Origin of the sequence: Streptomyces sp. NPDC058685, from assembly GCF_042714725.1 — a bacterium.
In the GTDB taxonomy this organism is placed as follows: Bacteria; Actinomycetota; Actinomycetes; order Streptomycetales; family Streptomycetaceae; genus Streptomyces.
Window position 1 is genome coordinate 120,280 of the sequence record NZ_JBHXSL010000002.1, and the last position, 20,410, is coordinate 140,689.

Here is a 20,410-nt window from a genome sequence, read left to right on the forward strand (position 1 = left end):
TCCGACCGCCGCCGGCCCTGTTCCTCCGGGCCGGCGGCGGTCGGCGTACGGGGGCGGGCGCGGGCTCACGATGTACGGCGTACCGGCGGCGGGGCCGTCATACCGGGATGGTCGCGCCGCCGTCCCGGCCGTCGCGTCCCCGCGCGTCCCCGTCCCTCAGCAGGAACGGCTCCAGCAGCCCCGGAACAGCATCCGCCGCGAAGCCGAGACCCTCGCTCGCGTCGGCGTCGAGGATCGCGTAGGCGCCCGCTCCGGCGGCCGTCGTCGCGGTCAGGGTCAGCACCCCGGCCCGGCGCTGGAACACGGACTGTTTCACCACCCAGCCGATGACTCCCCCACGCTGCAACGCAACCGTCGCACGCCGGACCGTGCCCGAGCGGGTGACGAGATAGCCGCCGCTCACGCCGTGGCCCAGGCTGCGGTAGGCGTCGAGGGCGAGGAGCACCGCCGCCGGCAGCGCGAGGACCGCGCAGACCGCCGCGATGTGGAGCAGGACATCGGTGAGCCACAGGCCCAGCGCGGTGAGCAGGGCGAGCGGAAGGACCGCGGTCGCCAGCGCCCAGCGCAGCCTGCGGGTGCGTGCGGCCCGCGGGTGGGCCGTGAGCGGGGCGTCCGTCGGGGTCCGCGCCTCACGCAGGACCTGTCCGGCCACGTCGTCCGCCACCGCCCGGGGCACCGGCGGCAGCAGCACCTTGAGGTCGGCGTGCTTGTCCTGATCGTCGTGGGCGATACCGGTGGCGACCGCGTCCACCCGTGCCGCGCCGAACAGCCGTACGCCGAGCGGCTCCACCAGCTCCACCCCGCGCAGCCGGCGCTCCTCCATGGATATCGAGCGCGCGGTGAACAGTCCGCGCCGCACCCGCAGGGTGCCGCCGGGCTCGCGCTCCAGCCGGTAGTTCCACCACATCTCGATCCACAGGCCGAGCGAGCCGACGACGCCGGCGGCGACGGCCGCCAGCAGCAGCACCACGATCATCATGAGGACGGAGGTGTGCGAGAAGCGCTCGCCCACCCAGTCGATGACCTCGCCCTGCGCCCCGAACCACTCGCTGACCTGCATCACACCGCCGGCCGCCGCGCCGCCGAGCAGCGGGGCGACGAAGGAGACCGGCGCGTAGCGGATCCACGCCAGGTCGACGGATGCGAGCTGTCCTTCGCGGTGTTCGCCGGGTGCGGCGGTGGCGGTGCGGCCGAGGAGTTCCCGGCGCAGCCGCTCGCCCTCCGCCTTGGTGACGGGGTTGAGCTCCAGCGTCGACTCACCCCCGGTGTGCTCGCCGGTGCCGATGCGCACCTTCACCAGGTCGAGGATCCGCAGCAGGGGGTTGGCCGTCAGGTCGACGCTGCGGATCCGGTCCCGGGCCAGCGAACGCCGTTTGACCAGCAGTACTCCGGTGCGCAGTTCGGCGCGCTCGGTGCCTATCCGGTAGTGGGTCCTGCGCCAGCGCAGATACTCCGCGCCCGCCCCGGCGAGCACCAGCAGGACCCCGCCGAGCAGCAGCAGGGCGATGCCGGTGCCGCTGCGGGCCTCTCCACGGAGCCAGTCCCCGCCGGAGAGCCCCAGCAGGACGGGCAGGCAGATGCCTCCCGCGACGCCGGACATCACCGCGGCCCTCACCACCAGGGCCCGCTTGTCGAGCCGAAGCCAGTCCTCGCCGGATGCCTGCCCGTCCGCGGTGCTCTCGCCGGACGCCGGTCCCGCCGTCCGTTCGCCGTCGCCGTACGCCGCGCCCGGCAGAGCGGCCTCCCCCGCGGCCGGCTCCTCCGCGGTGCTCATGTCGCGTCCCCGGGCGTCGCCTGGGTGATGTGCGTGAGCTGCTCGGCGAGTTCGGCCGCGACCTCGTGGTCGAGCCCCTCGATCTTGATCGCGCCCTTGGAGGAGGCCGTGGTGACGATGACCGTCGCCAGCCGGAAGGCGCGTTCGAGGGGCCCGCGCAGGGTGTCCACGGTCTGGATGCGGGACATCGGCGCGATCCGCCACTCCTGCCAGAAGGCGCCGCTGCGGACGTAGACCGCCTCGTCAGTGACCTCCCACCGGTGGACCCGGAACCACCAGGACGGGAAGAAGGCGGTGCACAGCAGCCCGAGCACCGCCAGTCCTGCGGCGACGGCCAGCAGCCAGGTCCGGGCGGGCCCGATCAAGGCGCCCAGCACGGCCAGCACCACGACCGGGACGCCCGTCAGCAGCAGCCACTGCACCCGCCACCAGCCGACGACCCGGTCATTGAGCGTGTTGTTCGGCGGCCTCAGCCGAACCGTCCCCTCCCCCGCGGCCATCGGTTCAACGACCCCGCAGTGAGCGGTAGGTGGCCACCAGTGCGGCGGTCGAGCCGTCCAGATCCCCGCCGCCCGTGCCCTCCGTGAGCACCGGCTCGATCCTCTTCGCGAGGACCTTGCCCAGCTCGACGCCCCACTGGTCGAAGGAGTCGATGTTCCAGATGGCTCCCTGGACGAACACCTTGTGCTCGTACAGCGCGATCAGCTGGCCGAGGACCGAGGGGGTGAGCTCGTCGGCGAGGATCGTGGTCGTGGGGCGGTTGCCGGGGAACGTCTTGTGCGGCACCAGTTCCTCGGGCACGCCCTCCGCCCGTACCTCGTCCGGCGTCTTGCCGAAGGCGAGCGCCTGCGTCTGTGCGAAGAAGTTGGCCATCAGCAGGTCGTGCTGGGCGACGAGACCGGGCAGCAGGTCATCGACCGGATTGGCGAAGCCGATGAAGTCCGCCGGGATGAGCTTCGTCCCCTGGTGGATCAACTGGTAGTACGCGTGCTGTCCGTTGGTGCCGGGCGTACCCCACACCACCGGACCGGTCTGCCACTCCACCCGGTTGCCCTCGCGGTCCACCGACTTGCCGTTGGACTCCATGTCCAGTTGCTGGAGATAGGCGGTGAACTTGCTCAGATAGTGGGAGTACGGCAGCACCGCGTGCGACTGGGCGTCGAAGAAGTCGCCGTACCAGACCCCGAGCAGGCCGAGCAGCATCGGCGCGTTGGACTCGGCGGGGGCGGTCCGGAAGTGCTCGTCGACGAGGTGGAATCCGTCGAGCATCTCCCGGAAGCGGTCCGGGCCGATCGCGATGAGCAGCGAGAGGCCGATGGCGGAGTCGAACGAGTAGCGCCCGCCGACCCAGTCCCAGAACTCGAACATGTTGGCCGTGTCGATGCCGAAGTCGGAGACCTTCTCGGCGTTGGTCGACAGGGCCACGAAGTGCTTGGCCACGGCCTCCTGACCGGCCTTCAGCTCGGTGAGCAGCCAGTCGCGCACGGAGGTGGCGTTGGTGATGGTCTCGATCGTGGTGAAGGTCTTGGACGCGATGATGAACAGCGTCTCGGACGCGTCCAGCTCACGGACGGCCTCGTGCAGATCGGCGCCGTCGACGTTGGAGACGAAATGGAACGTCAGATCGCGGGCGGTGTAGGCGCGCAGCGCCTCGTACGCCATGGCGGGGCCGAGGTCGGATCCGCCGATACCGATGTTGACGACGTTCTTGATGCGCCTGCCGGTGTGACCGGTCCACTCGCCCGAGCGGATCCGGTCCGCGAACGCGGCCATCTTGTCGAGCACGGCGTGCACGGCCGGCACCACGTTCTCGCCGTCGACCTCGACGACGGCGTCCCGCGGGGCCCGCAGTGCCGTGTGCAGGACGGCGCGGTTCTCGGTGGTGTTGATCTTCTCGCCACGGAACATCGCGTCCCGCAGCCCGGTGACGTCGGTCGCCGCCGCGAGCTCACGCAGCAGCGTCAGCGTCTCGTCGGTCACCAGGTGCTTGGAGTAGTCGAGATGGAGGTTGCCGACCTGCAGGGTGTACCTGCTGCCGCGCTGCGCGTCGGCCGCGAACAGCTCCCGCAGCTGCGTCTGTCCGAGCTGCTCGCGATGCTTGCCGAGAGCAGCCCATTCGGGCGTCTTGTTGAGCCTGGTACGGCCGTCTGCGTTCATTCTGGACATCAGCCCACTTCTCTTGTACCTGCCTGCATGCCCCGCTGCCCTTCCAACCTAGTTGATCAGACCGGCCAGCGAGGCGACAGCAGGCACGAACAGCGCCGCCGCGAGCAGTGCCGGAGCGTTACCGCCCCAGGCGGCCGCCGCCGCGCCGCCGGCGAGCGCGCCGAGCGGAGCGCCGGCGACGCCGAGGGTGCGGAACGCCGAGCTGATCCGGCCGAGCATGTCCGCCGGGCTGCGCTCCTGCACCAGCGTCGCCTGGTTGACGTTCCACACCATGCTCATGACGCCGAAGACCGCCATCGCGGCGACCGTCACCCACAACGCGCGGACCGTCCCGGTGATCAGCAGACAGCCGGCCTGCACGGTCCCGGCGATGAACACGCTGCGGATGCGGCCGACGCGCTCCGCGAGCCGGCGGGCCAGCAGCCCGCCCGTCACGCTGCCCGCGCCCACGGCGGTCAGCACCGCCGCGTACGCCCCGCTGCCCGCGTCCAGCCAGCCGGTTACATGGACGACGAGGGTGGCGATGAGAGCGCCCATGCCGATGTTGCAGAGGGTGGTGGCCACGCACAGACGGCGCAGCGCGGGGTCGCTCCACAACCGGCGCAGCCCTTCCGCGATCTCCGCCCGCAGGGTGCTTCCGGCGGGCCTCGGCGCCCGCTCCGGCGCCCGCAGGCGCAGGGAGGCGATCAGGGCCGCGGCCACGAGATAGGTGACGGCGTCCGCCGCGTACGGCACGGCCGCGCCGGCGAGGAGGAGCACCGGCACCACGGGCGCGGCCACAAAGGCCCCGACGATCTGCTGTGCGGTCATCAGCCGGGCGTTGGCTCCGGCCAGCGCGCCCTCGGGGACCAGGGCGGGCAGCAGAGCGGTCGCGGCGTTGTCGAAGAGCGTCTGGAGGGTGGTGAGGGCGAAGGCGAGCGTCAGCAGCAGGGCGATCGAGCCGAGTCCCTGCCCGACCGCCAGGGCGAAGGCCGCCATCAGCAGGCCGCGCAGCAGGTCCACGGCCCACATGGCCCGCTGCTGGTCCACCCGGTCGGCGACCGCGCCGCCCAGCAGCCCGAAGAGCAGCCAGGGCAGATACCCGCAGGCGGTCACCGAGGCGATCAGCAGCGGATCGTCGGTGAGCGAGGCGGCGAGCAGCGGCATGGCGGCAAGTCGCAGTGCGTCGCCGAACTTGGAGACGACGGCGGCCGTCCACAGCCGTCCGAATCCCCCGCGCCAGGAGATGCTCCGCGCCTCCACCGTCTCGGCCGTCGTCACAACATCCCCTTCCCGTCCCATGATCCGGAACGCTACGGGGTGCCACTGACAGTCGGCCCGGCCGACGAGAGGGGGCGGAAAAGCAGACCGGCCGGGCACCGTGAGGTGTCCGGCCGGACGCAAGTTCTAGATCTCGCCCCGCAGTTTGGCAAGCGCTTCGGCGAGGATCGCCTCGCCGTCCGCGTCGCTGCGCCGCTCGCGTACGTACGCGAGGTGCGTCTTGTACGGCTCGGTCCGCGGCGGGTCCGGCGGGTTGTCCCGGTCCTGACCGGCCGGGAACCCGCAGCGCGGGCAGTCCCAAGTGTCAGGGACCTGTGCGTCGCTGGCGAAGCTCGGCTGCGTCTCGTGCCCGTTCGAGCACCAGAAGGAGATGCGCAGGCGTGGCGCGGACTCGCCACGCTCGGCCTCGCCCATCGGCCCCGCTCCGACCCGGCTTCCCCGGATCGCGTTGCCACTTGCCACGGTCGTAACTCCCTGCGTGATGGTGCTGCACAGCCTCTCACAGCGGCTGCGCCGCGGTGCCCCAGTCTACGTAAGGCCCAACGCTCGTCCAGTGGTGGGAGTTACACCCCAGCCCGGGACGCGGAAGGCGCGGGTCAGCTGTCCAGCTTCATCAGCAGACCAAGTACGACAATGCACGCGAACCACAGCAGACCGACCACCACGGTGATGCGGTCGAGGTTGCGCTCGGCGACCGAGGAGCCGCCCACGGACGACTGCATGCCACCGCCGAACATGTCGGAGAGGCCGCCGCCCTTCCCCTTGTGCATCAGCACGAGCAGCATCAGCAGCAGGCTGAAAGCGATCAGGGCGATCGAGAACCCCATAACCACGGCTGGACCCTACTTCCTGGCAATTCTCTCGGGACATCTACGGACGAGCGGGGGCCCGGGCTCCACAGCCTCAGGCCCCCGCAAGGGTACGACGGATCCGCGCTACCGCATACTCACTGGTCGCGGAACCGGACGATCTTGACGAACTCGTCGGCGTCCAGCGCCGCGCCACCGACCAGAGCGCCGTCCACATCGGGCTGCGCCATGATCGCGGCGACGTTTCCGGACTTCACGGAGCCGCCGTACTGGATGCGCACCTGGTCGGCGAGCTCCTGCGAGTACAGCTCGGCCAGCCGCCCGCGGATCGCCCCGCAGACCTCCTGGGCGTCCTCCGGGGTGGCGACCTCACCGGTGCCGATGGCCCACACGGGCTCGTACGCGATCACGATGGACTCGGCCTGCTCGGCCGGGACGTCCTTCAGACCGCCTTCGAGCTGGTTCAGCGTGTACTGGACCTGCTGGCCGGCCTTGCGGACCTCCAGGCCCTCGCCGACGCAGAGGATCGGGGTGAGACCGTGCCGGAACGCGGCCTTCACCTTGGCGTTGCAGATCTCGTCCGTCTCGGCGTGGTACTGCCGGCGCTCGGAGTGGCCGACCGCGACATAGGTGCACTTCAGCTTGGCCAGCATCAGGCCCGAGATCTCGCCGGTGTACGCGCCGGAGTCGTGCGCGGAGATGTCCTGGGCGCCGTACTTGATCTTCAGCTTGTCGCCGTCGACCAGGGTCTGGACGGACCGCAGATCGGTGAAGGGCGGCAGGACCGACACCTCCACGGCGTCGTAGTCCTTGTCGGACAGTGCGAAGGCGAGCTTCTGGACGTGGGCGATGGCCTCGAGGTGGTTGAGGTTCATCTTCCAGTTGCCCGCCATCAGCGGGGTACGGGTGGTCATGAGTGGGTCAGTCCTCCAGTGCGGCGAGGCCGGGAAGCGTCTTGCCCTCGAGGTACTCGAGGCTTGCGCCGCCACCGGTCGAGATGTGGCCGAATGCCTTCTCGTCGAAGCCCAGGATCCGCACGGCCGCGGCGGAGTCCCCGCCGCCGACCACGCTGAAGGCCGGGGAGTCGACGAGCGCCTGGGCGACGGCCTTGGTGCCCTCGGCGTAGTCGGGGTGCTCGAAGACGCCCATCGGACCGTTCCAGAAGACGGTGGCCGCGTCGGCGAGCTTCGATGCGTACAGCTTGCGGGTCTCGGGACCGATGTCCAGACCCTCCTCGTCGGCCGGGATCGCGTCCGCGGCGACGACGGTGGGGTTGGCCGGAGTCTTGGTCTTGAGGTCCGGGAATTCCGGGGCGACCAGGACATCGACGGGGAGCACGAACTCCACGCCCTTCTCCTCGGCGCGCGTCAGGTACTCCCTGACCGCCGGGATCTGGTCCTCCTGGAGCAGCGAGATGCCGACCTCGTGACCCTGGGCCTTGAGGAAGGTGTACGCCATGCCGCCGCCGATCAGGATGCGGTCGGCCTTCTCCAGCAGATGGTCGATGACACCGAGCTTGTCGGAGACCTTGGCGCCGCCGAGCACGACGACGTACGGCCGCGCCACGTCCTCCGTGAGCTTCTTGAGGACGCCGACCTCGGTGGCGATCAGCCCGCCTGCCGCGTGCGGCAGGCGGGCCGGCAGGTCGTACACGGAGGCGTGCTTGCGGTGCACGGCGCCGAAGCCGTCGCCGACGTACACATCGGCCAGGGCGGCGAGCTCGTCGGCGAAGGCGCCGCGCTCGGCGTCGTCCTTGCTCGTCTCGCCGGGGTTGAAGCGCAGGTTCTCGATCACCGCGACCTGGCCGTCCGCGAGAGCCGCGACGACGGACCGGGCCGACTCTCCGACGGTGTCGGTCGCGAAGGCGACATCGGTGCCGAGCAGTTCACCGAGCCGGGCGGCCGCGGGAGCCAGCGAGAAGGCCGGGTCCGGGGCGCCCTTGGGGCGGCCGAGGTGGGAGGCGACGACGACGCGGGCGCCGGCCTCGGCGAGCTTGGCGACGGTCGGCTGGACGGCACGGATGCGGCCGTCGTCGGTGATGGTGGTGCCGTCGAGCGGCACGTTCAGGTCGGCGCGGACGAAAACGCGCTGACCCGCGACCCCTTCGGCGAGAAGCTGGTCGATCGTCTTCATGGTCAGAACTCCTGGGACGGCGGGACGTGCGACAGGGCTCGAACCGCGCCACACTGCGCGTGCCCGAGCCCTGTCGCTCACATCGGGGTGCTCTCGGTGCCGGTCGGAGCTGTCAGAGCCGGCCGCCGACGAAGACCGTGAGGTCCACGAGGCGGTTGGAGTAGCCCCACTCGTTGTCGTACCAGCCGAGGATCTTCACCGTGTTGCCCTCCTGGACCATGGTCAGGGAGGAGTCGAAGGTGCAGGAGGCCGGGTCGCCGACGATGTCCGAGGAGACGATCGGGTCCTCGGTGTAGGTCAGGAAGCCCTTGAGGTCACCGTCGTCGGACGCCTTCTTGAACGCGGCGTTGACCTCGTCCTTGGTGACCTCGCGCTGGAGCGTCACGACCAGGTCGGTGGCCGAACCGGTCGGGACCGGCACGCGCATCGCGATGCCGTCGAGCTTGCCCTTGAGCTGCGGGAGGACCAGGGCGGTGGCCTTGGCGGCGCCCGTCGTGGTCGGAATGATGTTCTCGGCCGCGGCACGGGCGCGACGCAGGTCCGAGTGCGGGAAGTCCAGGATGCGCTGGTCGTTGGTGTACGCGTGGACCGTGGTCATCAGGCCCTTGACGATGCCGAAGTTCTCGTCGAGAACCTTGGCCATCGGCGCCACACAGTTGGTGGTGCAGGAGGCGTTGGAGATGACGTGGTGCTTGTCCGCGTCGTACTTGTCCTGGTTGACGCCCATCACGATGGTGATGTCCTCGTCCTTGGCCGGAGCCGAGATGAGGACCTTCTTGGCGCCGCCCGCGATGTGCTTCGCGGCGTCCGCCTTCTTCGTGAAGATGCCGGTCGACTCGACGACGATGTCGACGCCCAGCTCGCCCCACGGGATGTCGGCGGGGTTGCGCTCGGAGAGCACCTTGATCGTGTGGCCGTCGACCGTGATGGTGTCGGCGGTGTGGGTCACCTCGGCCTTGAGGCGGCCCAGGATCGTGTCGTACTTCAGCAAGTGGGCCGTGGTCGCAGTGTCACCCAGGTCGTTGACAGCCACGATCTCGATGTCTGCACCCTGCTCCAGCAGCGCGCGGAAGTAGTTACGACCGATGCGGCCAAAGCCGTTGATGCCTACGCGGATCGTCACGAACCGATCTCCTCGTTAGGTACGCCGGTTTTCGACGCCGGCGAGTTGTATGGGATGTCCCCGACCGCCTCCGACCCTACCTCTCCGGAAGCCGCGGAGTGACATCGGAACGGCCCCTGTGTGGCGGTGGCGGCCCGTACCCCTCAGTAGGGTGCACGGGCCGCCGGAACCGCGGTGAGAGCCGCGGTCTCCGTCACGCGGGGTCAGCGCCCGAGTGCGCCGAGAGCACGGCCGACGATCTTCCTGCGGTCGGTCGCGCCGGGGACGTGTTCCAGGCCGAATCCGATCAGCACGGTGTCCCGCGTGGTGACCGCGGCCGCCGACGGGAACAGGTCCTGGCTGCGCTCCCAGGTCCCGCGCAGCGCCGGACTGCCCTCCGGTGCCGGACCCGTCGTCCACGGCCCGAGCGAGGTCTCGAATCCCTCGGCGCCCTGTCCGGCGGCGGTGACCAGCCTGGTGTCGTCCACGAAGATGCCGCGGCCGCCGTCACTGGGGTCGGTGATGTACGAGACGGAGACCTCGATCTGCTTGCCCGCGTAGGCGCTCAGATCGAACGAGGCGGCCTTCCAGCCGTCGGAGGCACCGGTGAACGAGTGCCAGGCGCCGCTGGTGCCGGTCGCCGTGCAGCCGCCGGATCCCACGGTGAGGTAATGCCGCAGGAACGGGTGCTGGTTGACGTAGAACCCCTGGTCGCACTGGGTAGGCACGGTCGTCCGTGTACCGCCGTTGCTGTCCGGCAGGGTGGTCCAGTCGTCCTGGCCGACGGTGTGGACCTCGACGACGGCGTTGTCGTAACCGGGTTCGGTGTTGAAGCTGATCCGCAGGTTCAGCGCCGGCCGGTCGGCGGCGGTGGTGCCGGTCAGATCGACCGCCTGCGACAGCCGCATCCAGGAGGAGTTGCGGTGGCTCGCCGCCGCGTACCACTGCCCCTCGTACGGCGAGAACGGCATCTTCACGCCCGGGTAGTCGCCCGCGGCCGCGCTGCGGAACTGCGGGAACCGCGCGGGCGGCAGGCTGTCCGAGGTGATCGTGTACGCACCCGCCGCGTCCAGCGGGTTGCCGGGTGCGTCACCGAGCGCGCCCGCTGCGCCGGAGAGGCGTCCGGTGCCGAGGAAGTCCGCGGCCCCGGCGAGCGAGGCGCGTCCCGACGCACCGAGGTAGTACTGCGCGAAGTCGTCGCTGAGCGCTCCGCCGAGGTCGGCGTTGCCGCCGGCCCGTTCACCGGTGGTGATGAGCTTGCCGCCCTCGTTGACGAAGTCGCGTACGGCCTGGGTGGTGGGCCAGGACGGTGCGGCGGCTCCGGTGTACCAGAGGGCCGTGTCGAAGTGGCCGAGCACGCCGAGCCGGTGCGGCACGCCCTGGGTGGCGACGTCCCAGACCGCGCTGCGCTCGCCGTTGTCGGCGAGTGCCTTGGTGTAGGCGGCCGTGTTCTTCGCGGCGGAGGTGCCGCCCTCCTCGGCGATCACGAGGGTGTCGCCGCGCGGCCGCTCGGCGATCCGGTACGTGAAGTGCTCGCTCGCGGTGGCCTTTCCGGCCCGGGTCCTGCCGGTGAACCAGACCTCGACCGTGTCGCCGACGTCGCCGTCCTTGACCTTGGCGCGGTACTCGTCGAAGAGGATGTTGTCCTCGCCGCCGTAGGTCTCGCCGCCCTTCCAGGGCTTCAGCGCCTGGTCGTGGACCCGGCCGCCGTTGACGCGGTAGCGGAGCTCCTTGTCGCGCACCGACTTGCGCGCCACGACGGAGACTTCCTGGTCATCGCCGCGCGCATAGGAGACGGTGAAGGGGTCGGGGGTGAAGTCCGCGGCCTTCAGGCCCAGCGAGGAGGACGGCTGGTCCGGGTGCAGGGACGTCTCGGCGACGGAGAGCGCGAACGGGACGTTCTTGGCGAACTCCTGCTGGATCAGCTTCTCGTCGTCGGGGAAGGTGAAGACGGAGGCGCAGTCGGCCGCGTTCCAGGGGTCCTGGGGATCGATCCTGGAGACGGTGGCGCAGGTCGACATCTCCGGGGTGTACATCATCATCCCGTTGACATTGGCCGCGTGCCCGTCGGCCTCACCGTTGGTGGTGTAGAGCTCCGAGGAGACCTGCGGACGGTAGCCGGGGATCGCCGAGTTCTCGGGTGTGCCGGCGAGCGAGCGGTAGAGGACGTCGTCCGGGGTCGGTGTGGCGACCTGCCAGCCCACTCCGTACAGCAGCAGTTCGGCCGCGGAGTGGTAGTTGATGCCGTAGGAGAAGCCGATGCGCTTCTGGAAGCGGTCGATGGCCTTGGTCTCCGGCTCGGAGGCCGGGCCGGTGCCCCGGAAGGTCTCGTCGAACGGGTCGGGGGACGAACCCTCGTTGTCGTAGCCCCACTTGTAGGAGAAGTTCCGGTTGAGGTCGACGCCGTCGCCCGTGTTGACCGCGCCGTCACCGTTGTTGTCGCGGAGGTTCTTGCGCCACTGCCGCTGCTGGGTGCCGGTGAAGGAGTAGTCGTAGCCGTCGGGGTTGGCGGACAGCACGAACCACAGCTCGCTGCTGTTCACGATCTTGGTGACGCGGGGGTCCTTGCCGTAGTTGGCGAGGTAGTAGTGCATCAGACGCCGGGTCATCTCCGGGGTGATCCACTCGCGCGCGTGCTGGTTGGACATGTAGAGCGTCGCGGGCTTGGAGCCGTCCGCCGTCCTCGCCGCGCCCTTGCTGAGCTTGAGGGCGAGGATGTCCTGGCCCTTGACCGTCTTGCCGATGCTGATGACCTTGGTGAGGCCGGGGTTGGCCTGCGCGGTGGCGAGGATCTCGCGCTGAAGGCCCTTCTCGCCGCTGTACGGGCGGAAGACGCCGTCACCGGCGGCGGCGACCCGGTTCCTCGCCGCCGGGGAGACGGTGTGCTCGGTGATGCCGACGCCCTGCTCGCGCAGTTCACCGGCCTGACGTTTCGTGAGGTAGAGCTCGACGGTCGCCGTGCCCTTGTCGGGCACCTGTTCCGTCAGTTCGTGCCCGTCGGCGCCCGCCGCGAGGATCAGGGGCACCTGGGCCTTGGTGACTTTCGCGTGCCATACGGACAGCCCGTCGCCGTTCCCTCCGCCGGGTTCGGCGCGGGCGATCGGAGCCGCCGCAAGTGTTGCGGTCAGCAGTGAAGCCGCGGCGAGGATCGATCTCGCTCTGCGTCTCATAAGCCCCCCTTGCTGGTGTCTGCCAGGAAAGTGAACAGACGCCAGACTCATCACACCCCATGGCCATGTCAAGAAGGCCGGGCCGGGCACACGAGTGAACAACGGAAGCTGCCGGTGCCCAGGGGGCACCGGCAGCGTCGGAACGGACGAGAGAGCGGTGGGTCAGCCGACGAGACCGTCGGCCAGTTCCTCGGAGAGGGTGGACTCGGTGCCGGGGATACCGAGGTCCTGTGCCCGCTTGTCGGCCATCGCCAGCAGCCGGCGGATCCGGCCCGCGACCGCGTCCTTCGTCAGCGGCGGGTCGGCGAGCGCGCCCAGCTCCTCCAGGGATGCCTGCTTGTGCTCCATGCGCAGCCGTCCGGCGGCCGCGAGGTGCTCGGGCACCTCCTCGCCCAGGATCTCCAGCGCGCGCTGGACCCGGGCACCCGCCGCCACAGCGGCCCGTGCCGAGCGGCGGAGGTTGGCGTCGTCGAAGTTGGCGAGGCGGTTGGCGGTGGCGCGGACCTCGCGCCGCATACGCCGCTCCTCCCAGGCGAGCACCGACTCGTGCGCACCCAGACGCGTCAACAGCGCGCCGATCGCATCACCGTCACGGACGACGACGCGGTCCACACCGCGCACCTCCCGCGCCTTCGCGGCGATGGAGAGCCGGCGGGCCGCGCCGACCAGCGCGAGCGCCGCCTCGGGGCCGGGGCAGGTGACCTCCAGCGACGAGGAGCGGCCGGGCTCGGTCAGCGAACCGTGCGCCAGGAACGCCCCGCGCCAGGCGGCCTCCGCGTCACAGGTGGCACCGGAGACGACCTGCGGCGGCAGGCCGCGGATCGGCCTCCCCCGGCCGTCGACCAGCCCTGTCTGGCGGGCGAGCTGGTCGCCGCCCGCCACCACGCGTACGACATAGCGCGAGCCGCGGCGCAGTCCCCCGGGCGCCATCACCATCAGCTCGGAGCTGTGTCCGAAGATCTCCAGGATGTCCCGCTTCAGCCGGCGCGCGGCGATGCCGGTGTCCAGCTCCGCCTCGATCACGATGCGGCCGCTCACCAGGTGCAGCCCGCCCGCGAACCGCAGGATCGCCGAGACCTCCGCCTTTCTGCAGCAGGTCCGGGTGACGGGAAGCCGGGAGATTTCGTCCTTCACCGCTGCCGTCATCGCCATGGGCCGATCCTTCCATGCATCCGAAAAATACGGTCGTACGCGGCGGCCAACAGCTCCGGATCATGCTTCGGAACGCCGTCGGGCGAGGCCACGGGGGCCAGCTCGACCGCGGCGCCGAGGCTCTTTGCGGCATCGGCGAGGGACTCTCGGTCGGGCACGGCGGCCTCGTCGGCCAGCACCACGTCGAGGGCGAGTTTAGGCGCGTGTCGTCCCAAAACCTCCAAATGACGCTGCGGTGAGAAGCCTTCTGTTTCGCCGGGTTGGGGCGCGAGGTTCAACGACAGGACCCGGCGGGCCTTCGTCTCGACCAGCGCGTCCAGCAGTTCGGGCACCAGAAGGTGCGGAATCACCGACGAGAACCAGGATCCGGGCCCGAGAACCACCCAGTCGGCGTCCCGTACGGCGGCGACGGCCTCCGGGACGGCCGGCGGGTCGTGCGGCACGAGGTGCACGGACTGCACCTCTCCCGGGGTCAGCGCCACGGTCGCCTGGCCACGGACCGTCTCCACGTCGTCCGGGCGCGCCGGGTCGTGGCCCCTGACCAGTGCCTGGAGCTCCAGCGGCACGGCGGACATGGGGAGCACCCGGCCGTGCGCGCCGAGCAGCCTGCCGATGAGGTCGAGCGCCTGGACGTGGTCGCCGAGCTGTTCCCACAGCGCCACCATCAGCAGATTGCCGACCGCGTGCTCGTGCAGATCGCCCTTGGACTGGAAGCGGTGCTGGATCACCCGGGCCCAGGTCTGGCCCCATTCGTCGTCGCCGCACAGGGCCGCCAGCGCCTTGCGCAGATCGCCGGGCGGCAGCACGCCCAGCTCCTCCCGGAGCCGGCCGCTGGAGCCGCCGTCGTCGGCGACGGTGACGACCGCGGTGAGGTCGCCGGTGATACGGCGCAGGGCCGTGAGCGACGCGGAGAGGCCCATGCCGCCGCCGAGGGCGACCACCTTGGGCTGGGCGCCGCGGTTCCGCCCCGCGAGCGTGTGCGCGGTCCTGCGCAGCCGACGCAGACGGATGGCCTGTCCGCTCACTCGCGCCCCATGTCACGGTGGACGACGACCGTCTCGACGCCCGCGGAGGAGAGCCGGGCGGCGAGCTTCTCGGACGTGGCGACGGAGCGGTGCTTGCCGCCCGTGCAGCCGACGGCGATGGTCACGTACCGCTTGCCCTCACGGCGGTAGCCGGCGGCGATCAGCTGGAGCAGCTCGGTGTAGCGGTCGAGGAACTCCTTGGCGCCGGGCTGGTTGAAGACGTAGTTCGACACCTCTTCGTTCAGGCCGGTGAAGGGGCGCAGCTCCGGGACCCAGTGCGGGTTCGGCAGGAACCGCATGTCGACGACGAGGTCCGCGTCCACGGGCAGCCCGTACTTGAAGCCGAACGACATGACGGTGGCCCGCAGCTCGGGCTCCTCGTCGCCGGCGAACTGGGCGTCCATCTTGGCGCGCAGCTCGTGCACGTTCAGGCTGGAGGTGTCGATCACCAGGTCGGCGTCGCCGCGCAGCTCACGCAGCAGATCGCGCTCGGCCGCGATGCCGTCGACGATCCTGCCGTCGCCCTGGAGGGGGTGCGGCCTGCGGACCGACTCGAAGCGGCGGACCAGGGCGTCGTCGGAGGACTCCAGGAACACGATCCGGCGCGTGACCTGCTTGGAGTCGAGGTCGGCGAGGGACTCGCGGAGGTTGTCGAAGAACCGCCGGCCGCGGACGTCGACGACGACCGCGATCCGGGCCACATTGCCCTGCGAGCGGGCGCCGAGCTCCACCATGGTGGGGATCAGGGCGGGTGGGAGGTTGTCGACGACGAACCAGCCGAGGTCCTCCAGACACTTGGCCGCCGTGCTGCGCCCGGCGCCGGACATACCGGAGATGATCACCAGCTCGGGGATGGCCGCGTCCGCGGCACCGCCGGGCTCGATCGTGGTGCCCGTACTCACGTCTGCTCCGTCTCCGTCGTGCTCGGTCATGTCGTACTGCCCCCGTCGTTCTCTTCCATGATCTCTCCTGTTGCCGTATTCACGGCAGGGACGGCCGGAGCCGCCTGGGCAAGGGCCACCACCACGGATTCCGCCGTCTTGCGGCCCATGCCGGGAACCTCGCAGATCTGCTCGATTGTCGCCTGTCGCAGCCGCTTGACCGACCCGAAATGCTTGATCAGCGCCTGTTTGCGGGTCTCGCCCAGACCGGGCACCGCGTCCAGCGGGCTGGTCCTGATGCGCTTGGTCCGCTTGGAGCGCTGGTAGCGGATGGCGAAGTCGTGGGCGGTGTCCCGGACGCGCTGAAGGAGGTAGAGCCCCTCGCTGGAACGCGGCAGGATCACCGGGTCGTCCTCACGCGGCAGCCAGACCTCTTCCAGCCGCTTGGCCAGTCCGCAGACCGCCACGTCGTCGATGCCCAGCTCGTCGAGCGCGCGCTGGGCGGCGGCCACCTGCGGCTTTCCGCCGTCGACGACGACGAGCTGCGGCGGGTAAGCGAATCGCTTGGGCTTCCCGTCGTCCTCGGCGGGCGCGTCCTCGCCGATCCACTCGCCGGTCCTGTCCTTCTCCGCGAGATAGCGGCGGAAGCGCCGGCTGATCACCTCGTGCATGGACCGGACGTCGTCCTGGCCCTCGAAGGTCTTGATCTGGAAGCGGCGGTACTCGCTCTTGCGTGCCAGGCCGTCCTCGAAGACCACCATCGAGGCCACGACGTCCTCGCCCTGGAGGTGGGAGATGTCGAAGCACTCGATCCGCAGCGGCGCCGAGTCCAGCCCGAGGGCCTCCGCGATCTCCTCCAGGGCGCGTGAGCGGGTGGTGAGGTCGCTGGCGCGCTTGGTCTTGTGCAGGCCCAGCGCCTGGAGCGCGTTGCGCTGGACCGTCGCCATCAGGTCCTTCTTGTCCCCGCGCTGGGGGATGCGCAGGGAGACGTTCGACCCCCGGCGCTGGCCGAGCCACTGGCTGACGGCGTCCGAGTCGTCGGGGAGGGCGGGGACGAGGACCTCCTTGGGCACCGCGTCGCCGCTCTCCTCGCCGTACAGCTGCTGGAGCGCGTGCTCGACGAGCCCTGCGGTGTCGACGGCCTCGACCTTGTCGGTGACCCAGCCGCGCTGTCCGCGCACCCGGCCGCCGCGGACGTGGAAGATCTGCACGGCCGCTTCCAGCTCGTCCTCGGCGACCGCGATCACGTCGGCGTCGGTGGCGTCGGCGAGCACGACGGCGTTCTTCTCCAGGGCGCGCCGGAGCGCCCCTATGTCGTCCCGCAGCCGGGCCGCACGCTCGTACTCCATCTCCTCGGCCGCGTCGGTCATCTGCCGCTCCAGGCGGCGGATGTAGGTGCCGGTGCGGCCGGCCATGAAGTCGCAGAACTCGTCGGCCAGTTCGCGGTGCTCCTCGGGCGTGACCCGGCCGACGCAGGGCGCGGAGCACTTGCCGATGTAGCCGAGCAGACAGGGCCGGCCCTTCTGCTGATGGTTCCTGAAGACGCCGGCGGAGCAGGTGCGTACGGGGAAGACACGCAGCATCAGGTCGACGGTCTCGCGGATCGCCCAGGCGTGGCCGTACGGACCGAAGTACCGCACGCCCTTGCGCTTGGCACCGCGCATCACCTGGACGCGCGGGAACTCCTCGTTGAGCGTGACCGCGAGATAGGGGTAGCTCTTGTCGTCCCGGTACTTGACGTTGAACCGCGGGTCGTACTCCTTGATCCAGGAGTACTCCAGCTGGAGCGCCTCGACCTCGGTGGAGACGACGGTCCACTCGACGGAGGACGCGGTGGTGACCATCGTCGCCGTGCGCGGGTGCAGATTCGCCAGGTCCTGGAAGTAGCTGGCGAGGCGCTGGCGGAGGCTTTTCGCCTTCCCGACGTAGATCACCCGGCGGTGATCGTCGCGGAACCGGTAGACCCCCGGCGAGTCGGGGATCTCTCCCGGCTTGGGACGGTAGCTGGAGGGGTCTGCCATGCCGACCACCCTACTGGCGGAGGGTGACACCGCGGGGCGCGCGGGCGTGCACCGGGCAGGAGGCTCCAGCGGCTCTCAGGTGCCGCTACGGCGTCCGGCGCGGCTCGCCCCGGGACGCGCTCCGCTCACCGTGCGAGAGGCTGCCGGCACGGCGCGTGCGCAAGGGGGACGGAGCGCGTCCGGGGACCCTGCGGTTGTGCCCGAATCCTTGTCGCGGATAGGTCAACCCGCTTCAATGCGGTGGACACGGGACTGTGAACGCGCGACCGGGATGTGAACACCTCCCCCGCCCCGGCCGGACGGCCGGGCCGCCCGCTCACGGCGCCCCGTTCCCGTCCCGACCGTTCATCCGGGCCGTCGCAGGCCGCGCAGCCGTACCCCGAAGCCGCTGGAGGTTCCATGGGTCGCCCCGACCTTGATACCGCCGATCTGGCACAGGTGCTGCACACCGGGCCGTTCCATCTGGCGCTGCGGGCCGCCCTCGCGGTGCGCGGACTGCCGCTCCAGCGGGTGCAGCACCATCTCGCCCACCGCGGCATCAAGGTCGGGGTGACCAGCCTCAGTTACTGGCAGCAGGGCGCCCGCCGGCCGCAGCGTCCGGAGTCGCTGCGGGCGGTACGCGCGCTGGAGGAGGTGCTGGAGCTGCCCGGCAACTCACTGACCCGGCTCCTCGGCGTCGGCGAGCACGGCGCGGGCCTCGACGTCGAACGTCCCGCCGGACGTTCCCACCGCTCCCTGGCCGAGGTGTCCGGTGTCGTGGAGCGGCTGCTCGCCGACATGGAGACGCCGGCGGACGCCGGGCTGCACACCGTGGGACACCACGAGCGGGTGCGGATCGGCGCCGGGCGGGAGCTGGTGGGCCGGGATTCGCAGCATGTCGTCCGCGCCCACCGTGACGGCGTCGACCGCTATCTGGCCGTCCACCACGGGGACCCGGGCTGCGACCCGGCGCTGGTCCGGGTGAGCGCCCTGGAGAACTGCCGTACCGGCCGGGTCCGCTGGCACCGCGAGACCGGGATCATCGTCGCGGAACTGCTCTTCGACGCCCGGCTGCGGACGGGTGAGACGTATCTCTTCGGCTACGGCTTCGAGGACGGCACCGGCGGCCCCAGCAGTGAGTACGTCCGCGGCTTCACCTTCGCGGGCGGGCAGTACGTCCTTCAGGTCCGGTTCGACGAAGGGGCCCTGCCGGCCCGGTGCCGCCGGTTCGCCCAGGCCACCACGGGTGCGCCGCGGGGCGCCCGGACGGCTCTGCCGCTCAGCGGCAGGCACCGGACGGTGCATCTGGTCGAGCAGGGTGTGCGGCCCGGGATCCTCGGGATCGACTGGGACTGGGAGTGAGCCCGGACAGGTCGACCATCCGGCCGGTGGCCGGTGCCGGACGTCTTACGCGCTCGGCCCCGCGACCAGCTTTCCGTCCTTGGCGGTGACCGGCACCTCGGGCAGCGGCACGGTCGCCGGGCCCTGGAGCGCCTTGCCGGTGGTCACGTCGAAGCGGCTGCCGTGGCACGGGCAGTTGCCCTCGGTGCCTTCGACCTTGTCGAGGACGCAGCCGGCGTGGGTGCACTGGGCGCTGAACGCCCGGTACTGGCCCGCGGCCGGGCAGCTCACGATCAGGCGCTGCTCGCGGTAGAGCTTGGCACCACCGACCGGCACGGCGTCGGCCGCGCCGAGGTCGACGGGCGCGGTCGGGGTGGGGTTCTCCGCGTGGCCGAGCTTGGACTCGGTCGAGCAGGCGGCGACCCCGAGGCCGGCGGCCCCGGCGAGGGCGGCGCCTTTCAGCACGGTGCGGCGGGCGGCTGAGGGGTGGCCGGACATGCAGACTCCACAGATCAGAGCATCGGTCGCAGGGCTTGCGACAGACCCGACAATACCGGCGCGTACCCGCGGCCCCGAGGGCGGGATGCCTCCCCCCGGCCGTGGTTATGAGTTACGTTCTGGGCCGTGATCGTCGTCGCCGGTGAATCCCTGATCGACCTGGTCCCGCACGGGGACGGCGAGCCCCTGCCGATGCTGCTGCCTCGCCTCGGCGGCGGACCGTACAACACCGCTGTGGCGCTGGGGCGCCTCGGCGCGCGCGCCGCCTTCTGCTCCCGGATGTCCACGGACGGCTTCGGGGAGGCACTGCTGGCCGGCCTACGGGACGCGGGTGTCGACACCGGGCTGGTGGCGCGCGGTCCGGAGCCGACGACGCTGGCGGTCGCGTCCCTCGGCGCGGACGGCTCCGCCGGCTACGGCTTCTACGCCGAGGGCAGCGCCGACCGGCTGTTCGAACTGCCGCTCCAGCTGCCGGACGCGGCACGGGCGGTGGCGTTCGGCACCTGCTCGCTGGTCCTGGAGCCGGGCGCGAGCGCGTACGAGGCACTGCTGCGGCGGGAGGCGGAGCGCGGGCTGTTCACGCTGCTCGACCCGAACATCAGGCCGGGGCTGATCCCGGACCCGGACGCCTACCGTGCGCGGTTCGCCGACTGGCTGCCGTCGGTGTCGCTGCTGAAGCTCTCGGAGGACGACGCCCGCTGGCTGGGCGGTGTGCCCGAGGGCCCGGCGGCGGTGGTGCTGACGCGGGGCGACGAGGGCATGAGGGTGCGGACGCGGACCGGGACGGAGGTCTCCGTGCCCGCGACACAGGTGCGCGTCGCCGACACCATCGGCGCGGGCGACACGGTGAACGCGGCCCTGCTGCACGGCCTCGCGGCCCGGGACGCCCTGTCGGCGGACGGCATGGCCCGGTTGGACGCGGAGGGCTGGCGTGCGGTGCTGGACTTCGCGGCACGAGCGGCGGCGGTGACCTGCTCCCGTACGGGGGCGGAGCCGCCCTACGCCTGGGAACTGCGCCGGGACTGACGAGCCGTCGGGGATCGAACGCGGGCGGGACGCCCGACGCGGCCGGGATTCCGCACGCGGGCGGAAGGCCGCA

Annotated in this window: 17 protein-coding genes; 2 read left to right on the forward strand and 15 right to left on the reverse strand. The window is 71.0% G+C overall.

Annotated features, from left to right (window positions below; genetic code table 11):
* Positions 1–97 precede the first annotated feature (97 nt).
* The 14 genes from ACFWU3_RS02325 to uvrC all read right to left on the reverse strand — a co-directional run bounded on the left by ACFWU3_RS02325 (position 98) and on the right by uvrC (position 17,493).
* Positions 98–1,774, reverse strand: coding sequence for a PH domain-containing protein (locus ACFWU3_RS02325; protein WP_384429891.1), 1,677 nt, complete (start codon positions 1,772–1,774; stop codon positions 98–100).
* Positions 1,771–2,274 (reverse strand): PH domain-containing protein, encoded by a 504-nt coding sequence (locus tag ACFWU3_RS02330; protein ID WP_313947019.1) that lies wholly within the window; start codon positions 2,272–2,274, stop codon positions 1,771–1,773. The genes ACFWU3_RS02325 and ACFWU3_RS02330 overlap by 4 nt, the downstream gene beginning before the upstream one ends.
* 4 nt (positions 2,275–2,278) lie before the next feature.
* A complete protein-coding gene (pgi, locus tag ACFWU3_RS02335) occupies positions 2,279–3,931 on the reverse strand; it encodes a glucose-6-phosphate isomerase (RefSeq protein WP_384430255.1) in 1,653 nt (550 codons plus the stop codon).
* A 57-nt stretch (positions 3,932–3,988) separates the two neighbouring features.
* The gene (locus ACFWU3_RS02340) at positions 3,989–5,200 is read right to left on the reverse strand and encodes an MFS transporter (protein WP_384429895.1); all 1,212 of its coding nucleotides are present in this window, start codon (positions 5,198–5,200) and stop codon (positions 3,989–3,991) included.
* 126 nt (positions 5,201–5,326) lie between these two features.
* Positions 5,327–5,662: an RNA polymerase-binding protein RbpA gene (locus ACFWU3_RS02345; protein WP_003957010.1), complete on the reverse strand. Its 336-nt coding sequence runs from the start codon at positions 5,660–5,662 to the stop codon at positions 5,327–5,329.
* A gap of 134 nt (positions 5,663–5,796) precedes the next feature.
* Positions 5,797–6,027 carry a preprotein translocase subunit SecG gene (secG, locus tag ACFWU3_RS02350; RefSeq protein WP_313949056.1) on the reverse strand — a complete coding sequence of 77 codons (231 nt, stop codon included), beginning with the start codon at positions 6,025–6,027 and terminating at the stop codon, positions 5,797–5,799.
* Between the two features lie 119 nt (positions 6,028–6,146).
* Entirely contained in the window at positions 6,147–6,923 is a 777-nt protein-coding gene (gene tpiA, locus ACFWU3_RS02355; RefSeq protein ID WP_384429897.1) for a triose-phosphate isomerase, read from the reverse strand.
* A gap of 7 nt (positions 6,924–6,930) precedes the next feature.
* Positions 6,931–8,142 carry a phosphoglycerate kinase gene (locus tag ACFWU3_RS02360; protein WP_384429898.1) on the reverse strand — a complete coding sequence of 404 codons (1,212 nt, stop codon included), beginning with the start codon at positions 8,140–8,142 and terminating at the stop codon, positions 6,931–6,933.
* Between the two features lie 112 nt (positions 8,143–8,254).
* Entirely contained in the window at positions 8,255–9,265 is a 1,011-nt protein-coding gene (gap, locus tag ACFWU3_RS02365) for a type I glyceraldehyde-3-phosphate dehydrogenase (RefSeq protein ID WP_313947015.1), read from the reverse strand.
* Between the two features lie 203 nt (positions 9,266–9,468).
* Positions 9,469–12,414, reverse strand: coding sequence for a M14 family zinc carboxypeptidase (locus tag ACFWU3_RS02370; protein WP_384429900.1), 2,946 nt, complete (start codon positions 12,412–12,414; stop codon positions 9,469–9,471).
* A 162-nt stretch (positions 12,415–12,576) separates the two neighbouring features.
* Complete coding sequence (gene whiA, locus ACFWU3_RS02375) at positions 12,577–13,566, reverse strand: DNA-binding protein WhiA (protein WP_313947013.1); 990 nt, start codon at positions 13,564–13,566, stop codon at positions 12,577–12,579.
* Positions 13,557–14,591 (reverse strand): uridine diphosphate-N-acetylglucosamine-binding protein YvcK, encoded by a 1,035-nt coding sequence (yvcK, locus tag ACFWU3_RS02380; RefSeq protein ID WP_313947012.1) that lies wholly within the window; start codon positions 14,589–14,591, stop codon positions 13,557–13,559. Before yvcK ends, whiA begins: the two co-directional genes overlap by 10 nt.
* Entirely contained in the window at positions 14,588–15,523 is a 936-nt protein-coding gene (rapZ, locus tag ACFWU3_RS02385) for an RNase adapter RapZ (RefSeq protein WP_313947011.1), read from the reverse strand. The genes yvcK and rapZ overlap by 4 nt, the downstream gene beginning before the upstream one ends.
* Entirely contained in the window at positions 15,520–17,493 is a 1,974-nt protein-coding gene (uvrC, locus tag ACFWU3_RS02390; RefSeq protein ID WP_384429903.1) for an excinuclease ABC subunit UvrC, read from the reverse strand. The genes rapZ and uvrC overlap by 4 nt, the downstream gene beginning before the upstream one ends.
* Positions 17,494–17,892: 399 nt before the next feature.
* Between uvrC and ACFWU3_RS02395 the strand changes: the two genes are divergently transcribed.
* Complete coding sequence (locus tag ACFWU3_RS02395) at positions 17,893–18,834, forward strand: hypothetical protein (RefSeq protein WP_384429906.1); 942 nt, start codon at positions 17,893–17,895, stop codon at positions 18,832–18,834.
* 45 nt (positions 18,835–18,879) lie between these two features.
* Here ACFWU3_RS02395 and ACFWU3_RS02400 read toward each other — a convergent pair whose 3' ends face one another.
* On the reverse strand, positions 18,880–19,311 hold the full coding sequence (locus ACFWU3_RS02400) for a Rieske (2Fe-2S) protein (RefSeq protein WP_384429909.1): 432 nt from the start codon (positions 19,309–19,311) through the stop codon (positions 18,880–18,882).
* A gap of 126 nt (positions 19,312–19,437) precedes the next feature.
* Here ACFWU3_RS02400 and ACFWU3_RS02405 point away from each other — a divergent pair, with 126 nt between their 5' ends.
* Positions 19,438–20,337, forward strand: a complete 900-nt coding sequence (locus ACFWU3_RS02405) for a carbohydrate kinase (protein ID WP_384429912.1) — start codon at positions 19,438–19,440, stop codon at positions 20,335–20,337.
* The last annotated feature ends 73 nt before the right edge of the window (positions 20,338–20,410 follow it).